Source organism: Methylobacterium sp. ME121 (assembly GCF_000974725.1).
In the GTDB taxonomy this organism is placed as follows: domain Bacteria; phylum Pseudomonadota; class Alphaproteobacteria; order Rhizobiales; family Beijerinckiaceae; genus Methylobacterium; species Methylobacterium radiotolerans.
In genome coordinates this window covers 1-4,552 of sequence record NZ_BBUX01000141.1, presented here as the reverse complement: position 1 = coordinate 4,552, position 4,552 = coordinate 1, and the positions used below count along the sequence as shown (strand labels likewise).

The following is a 4,552-nucleotide window of genomic DNA, read 5'->3' as shown; positions in this document are numbered from 1 at the left end:
CAGTGTGAGGTCGAGACGGAAGACGTGGGCATTCTGGATCGCGTCCGTGAGACCTTCGGGGACGTGCGGATCGGCCCTTAAGGATCCGCTGCCGACCCAAACCGGTCACCCAGGCTCGTGCTTCATCCGGCTAAAAGCGGACTTCGGAATCTATGGCCGCGGATGACTGCGATTGCTCGAATGCAGAATAGCAGATTTCGAGCGATCAGGTGGCGGGAGCATCCTTCGTGGTGCGTCAATGTTAGATCGACTCAGGCCTTACGCTCTGCAATTTTATGGGCCGACCAACCAGTAGGATCCCTATAGCGACCCACTTCAGCACGACGAGTCGTGGCTGACTCCACCTTCAAACCGTCGGATCTACGGTTCGGACCCAAGAGGCTTCACCCGAGCCTGCTCTCCTCAGCTTGTCGCAGGGGCTTGCAATCACGTTAGTTTGGCACGTCCGTCCTGCCTTCGGCCAAAGGCTCGGACGCCAGTGGCCAGCGCAGGCTCCTCAACCTTCAGGTCGGCTACAGGAGGCTTGCTTGTCCGCGAGATTGAAAAGCCGGATCGGATGATCGTCAGCAGGAAGGCGGTCAGCATCAACACAAAAGCGCCAAACGAGATGATCCGCTGCTGCATGTGCTCTATCCCGAGCGTGGTCCCGATCCGACTAGGATCCATGGTCGCGCGCAGCAGGCGTGCACGTTCACCGGACCAACTGCCAAACACGAGATAGTTGAGCGTCCCGCCGACGCGGCTTGGATCACGTCGAGCAACGTACTCGATGTGGCACGTCGACACGAGATAGTACCAGCGCGTGCATTTCGACTCCTTGATCGCCAGGTCGTCGACCAGTACCCAGCGTCCGCCGACTTGCAGATCGCTCGCGAGCTGTGGTCCTGCGTACACCAGAGGACCTACGAGCGTGAACGTTAGGGCGGCAAGGAACAGGAGGGTCCGAACCATCTGTCTGCCTCCGATAGCTGTGCGATGCGTGCAGCTGTGGTGCGTAAGCGGGACTTAAACATTTCAGCGAGGACGGGACGTTAGCCCCGCGCTTTAGCGAACAACCGTTTGCCGGACCAAGCCATGAAGGCTGCCATGGCGCCGACGCCGAGCAACGTCGGCAGGCTGCCAGCGAGGAGGCCGCCGGCTAGCGCCGCGAAGCCCCAAAGCAGGGCAAAACTCCAGCAGATCAGGCCGCGCATATAGTACGTGCCAGCTCTGGCCGCCGCAGCACCGGCGACGGCCGCGGATCGTGCCCCGGTGACGACTGCGCTCTCGCGTCCCCAGACTTCGGTCGGCTTGCGGATCATCAGGCTGCCCGCCCTGCCTTGAGCGCAGCCAGCCGCTGGGCGACGGCCGCGCTCTTCTGCAATGCGTCGATCTCCGCAACCCGGTGGATCGTCCCTGCTTCAGCCGGTGTGAAGCCGACGCCGCCCACACCCTTCATGGCGCGCTCGAACGCCTTCTCCGCAACGTCGAGCCGCTGACCGGGCGTGTGTTCACGACGCATGGAACCGGAGCCATTCCCCGCCTCGCCTTTGGAGACCTCGAAGGCGGCAAGCGCTTCCTCCATCTGCCCCTTGCGCGCCACCAGTGCCGCGAGGCCGGCCTCCAGTTCTGCCTCCTCAACCCGAACCTGCGCCTGCACATCATCGAGCGCCCTGGCTTGGGTCTCAAAGTCGATCTGCCGGGACAGGGCCGCCTCGGCGAGATCCTCTCGGCCCTCATCGACGGCGAAGGCGGCTTTACCACCCAGATCCTCGATGCGTTTCGCGAGCAGCTGTTGCTGGCGCGCTGCCTGCAGCCGACGCACCGTGATGCTTTCGAGTTCCGCCTTCGCCTGATCGATGGCCCGCTCCGCTTCACGGACGGCTTCGCGCATCACAGCCGGGCCACCTGCGGCTTCCAGCCTGTCGATCGCGTCCTCGACAGAGGCCGATAAAATCCGCGATATCCGTGAAAAGATGGATTCAGACATGGCTCACCTCAACAGCATCCATGAAGCAGGATCGCCTGTCGCCCATTGAATTTAAATTAATACCGAACAGTAATTATCGGTGAGATAAACAGTTTCTATACCCGGCGCCTCTATCCTGGCACGTGTGTTGGGGAGAGGCTTGCCCTTATGATTGATACCAGTCTCGTCCTGCTGGCCATCGCGCTGGCCGCCGCTCCGTTCTACATCGTCGTAGCGACACGGAACCGGCTCGTGGCGCTTGATCAGCGTTGCGAGACGGCTTTCGCCGACATCGATGCGCACCTCAAGCACCGGCAGAACCTGATCCCCGGGCTGGTCGAGACGGTCAGAGGCTATGCCAAGCACGAGCACGATGTCCTGCTCAGCGTCATCCAGGCCCGCACCGCCGCCCTCGCGGCGATCCAGCCCGAGGCACGCCTTGAGGCTGAGAAGAACCTAACACAGACCATCAATGCCCTGATCGGGGCGGCCGAGCGCTATCCCGAGTTGAAGGCATCGAGCCACTTCACGGCGCTGCGCGACGAGTTTGTCGCCGCCGAGAACCGCATCACGGCGTCGCGCCGCTTCTACAACCTCTCTGTCGGCGAGTATGGGGCGACGCTGCGTCAGTTCCCCGGCAGCCTCATCGCGCGGCTCTGGAAGATGCAGCTGCGCAAGCCATTCGACCTTGGCATCGAGCGCGTCCTCATCGACGAACCTGTCGCCTTCAAGTTCTGACTTGCCTGCGAGATCCATATGCTGCGCGTCAACGGCCTGTTCGGCTGGATCGCCGCGAATGACCGGCGTTCGCTGGTCCTGTTCGCCGGCTTTCTCGCCGCTTTCCATGTTGGAGCCGTACTAGCGCTCTACTTGCCGCTTGCCGCCCTCGATCCAGAGCATGCGCCGGTCTTCACCTGGGTCGGCTACGCGAGCCGCTACCTGGTTCTGGTGACGCTCGCCGGCATCATCCTGTTCGTTGCGCTACTGCTCTGGCACGTTCACGCAGTGCGCAGGGTCATGGCGTTCACGTTCGTCGACGAGCAGGACGAGCCGCGCCTGTGCCGCATCGTCGAACCGCTGGCGCTCAGTATGGGATTGCCGGTACCTTATGTCGGCGTGATCCGTTCAAGTGCGCTGAATGCGTTCGCCTGCGGCATCCGACGCAAGGACGCGGTCGTCGTGGTGACCCGTGGGCTCATCGATGGTCTCGACGACGACGAACTGGCGGGAGTGGTCGCGCACGAACTCGCGCACATCCGCAATGGCGACATCCGCCTGATGGCGGCCGCCAACGTGTGCCTGCGCCTGCTCGATCTGTTGATTACGCCGCGGATGAAGGAAACCACTCCGCTTAAGGAACTCGTGGGTCTCCCGATCCTGACGTTGTGGTTTCCGCCGATCCTCGTGTTCGTGCTGATCGTCAGCTTCGTCGCCCAGTCGGCGCTGAAGGCGGGCCGGCTCGTTCGGCTTCTGATCTCCTCATCCCGGGAGTTTATCGCCGACGCAGTCGCCGTGGAGGCTACGCAAAACCCGGCCGCCCTCATCTCGGCCTTGCGGAAGGTGCACGGCCACAGCGCGATTGCTGGGCTTCCGTCCGGTCAAGACGCGATGATGATCGACGGCGCGGCCGAGGGCGGACTGGCGACACACCCGAGGATGGATGAGCGCGTGAATGCGATCATCGCGATGACCGGGTCGATGGCACTCATTGCACCTGCGCGGCGCGACACGCGCCCGGATGCACTGCGCCGACCGGCCGACCATCTGTGCGACGCATTTGTCAGCCCCGGCCGGCGCGAGGCGTTCCGAGCGATGAGCGCCCTCCGTCGCGTTGCCACCGACGACACAAGGAATTGGCTCGGCCTGACCCGCAACATGAGCTACGGCGTCATCTTGGCGGTGGCAGCAATCCTGTGTTGCAACGCCAAGCGCCTCGACCGCCCAGCCGTATTGATCGAGATCTTCGATCCGCAGCCCTTCAACGTGTTCCTCGCGGCTGCAGCCAAGGGTATGGCCTGCAATATTGGGGCGATCGCCTCAATGGCTAACGTTCCACATCTGGCTCGAAAGTGCGATCCGAAAGAGTTGAGCGCGTTCCTCTCCGTACAAAGCGAGCATGCTGGGCCGTTTGGCGCGATGTTGACTATGATGGCCGACGCACCGGATGGCACCTTTGCATCGACTAAGATCATTCGGAACAAAGAAGTTGGTCGTTAACTCATCCAGCACGGTCGAGCGCACGACCAGCCAAACAGCACGATCTGTTTGCAGGTCCGGTTTGGTTGCGTCGGTCCTCGTAAGCGGACAGGCAGGAAACCACCCGGAGCGGTCATTCAGCTGTTTCGACCGTTATGTACAAAAAACGAACGTTTTCCCGACGATCACTGACCACGCATGCTCGGTCGACCAAAACGATTGCAACCGCGTCGGAGAACCGTGTCGGCTATTCAAACGTCGGCAAAACGCGCGTCACAGACGCCTGTAGCAAGAATGCTGCGATGTCCGGTTTAGCGCCTCGCGGTGCCGAAATCAGCCAGTCGGCTTTCGTGAAGAGTTTCGGGCGCCGGCAGGCGTACGAAAGTCTCCGAGGAACGAACCCGCGGA

The 4,552-nt window shown here is 62.1% G+C and carries 5 protein-coding genes; 2 read left to right on the top strand and 3 right to left on the bottom strand.

Features of this window, described 5'->3' with window-relative positions; all coding sequences use genetic code 11:
- Positions 1–426: 426 nt before the first annotated feature.
- From ME121_RS32380 to ME121_RS32375, 3 genes are all read right to left on the bottom strand, one after another.
- A complete protein-coding gene (locus ME121_RS32380; protein WP_059410302.1) occupies positions 427–951 on the bottom strand; it encodes a hypothetical protein in 525 nt (174 codons plus the stop codon).
- A gap of 80 nt (positions 952–1,031) precedes the next feature.
- Positions 1,032–1,301: a hypothetical protein gene (locus ME121_RS34805; protein ID WP_143739342.1), complete on the bottom strand. Its 270-nt coding sequence runs from the start codon at positions 1,299–1,301 to the stop codon at positions 1,032–1,034.
- A complete protein-coding gene (locus ME121_RS32375; protein WP_059410301.1) occupies positions 1,301–1,969 on the bottom strand; it encodes a PspA/IM30 family protein in 669 nt (222 codons plus the stop codon). The genes ME121_RS34805 and ME121_RS32375 overlap by 1 nt, the downstream gene beginning before the upstream one ends.
- A 147-nt stretch (positions 1,970–2,116) precedes the next feature.
- Between ME121_RS32375 and ME121_RS32370 the strand changes: the two genes are divergently transcribed.
- Both ME121_RS32370 and ME121_RS32365 read left to right on the top strand, forming a co-directional pair.
- Positions 2,117–2,686, top strand: coding sequence for a LemA family protein (locus ME121_RS32370; RefSeq protein WP_059410300.1), 570 nt, complete (start codon positions 2,117–2,119; stop codon positions 2,684–2,686).
- Positions 2,687–2,704: 18 nt separating this feature from the next.
- On the top strand, positions 2,705–4,165 hold the full coding sequence (locus ME121_RS32365) for a M48 family metalloprotease (RefSeq protein WP_059410299.1): 1,461 nt from the start codon (positions 2,705–2,707) through the stop codon (positions 4,163–4,165).
- Positions 4,166–4,552 lie beyond the last annotated feature (387 nt).

Excerpts from the sequence above, each read along its gene's own strand:
- ME121_RS32370 (WP_059410300.1), top strand. The coding sequence starts at position 2,117 with ATGATTGATACCAGTCTCGTCCTGCTGGCCATCGCGCTGGCCGCCGCT.
- ME121_RS32375 (WP_059410301.1), bottom strand. The coding sequence starts at position 1,969 with ATGTCTGAATCCATCTTTTCACGGATATCGCGGATTTTATCGGCCTCT.
- ME121_RS34805 (WP_143739342.1), bottom strand. The coding sequence starts at position 1,301 with ATGATCCGCAAGCCGACCGAAGTCTGGGGACGCGAGAGCGCAGTCGTC.
- ME121_RS32380 (WP_059410302.1), bottom strand. The coding sequence starts at position 951 with ATGGTTCGGACCCTCCTGTTCCTTGCCGCCCTAACGTTCACGCTCGTA.
- ME121_RS32365 (WP_059410299.1), top strand. The coding sequence starts at position 2,705 with ATGCTGCGCGTCAACGGCCTGTTCGGCTGGATCGCCGCGAATGACCGG.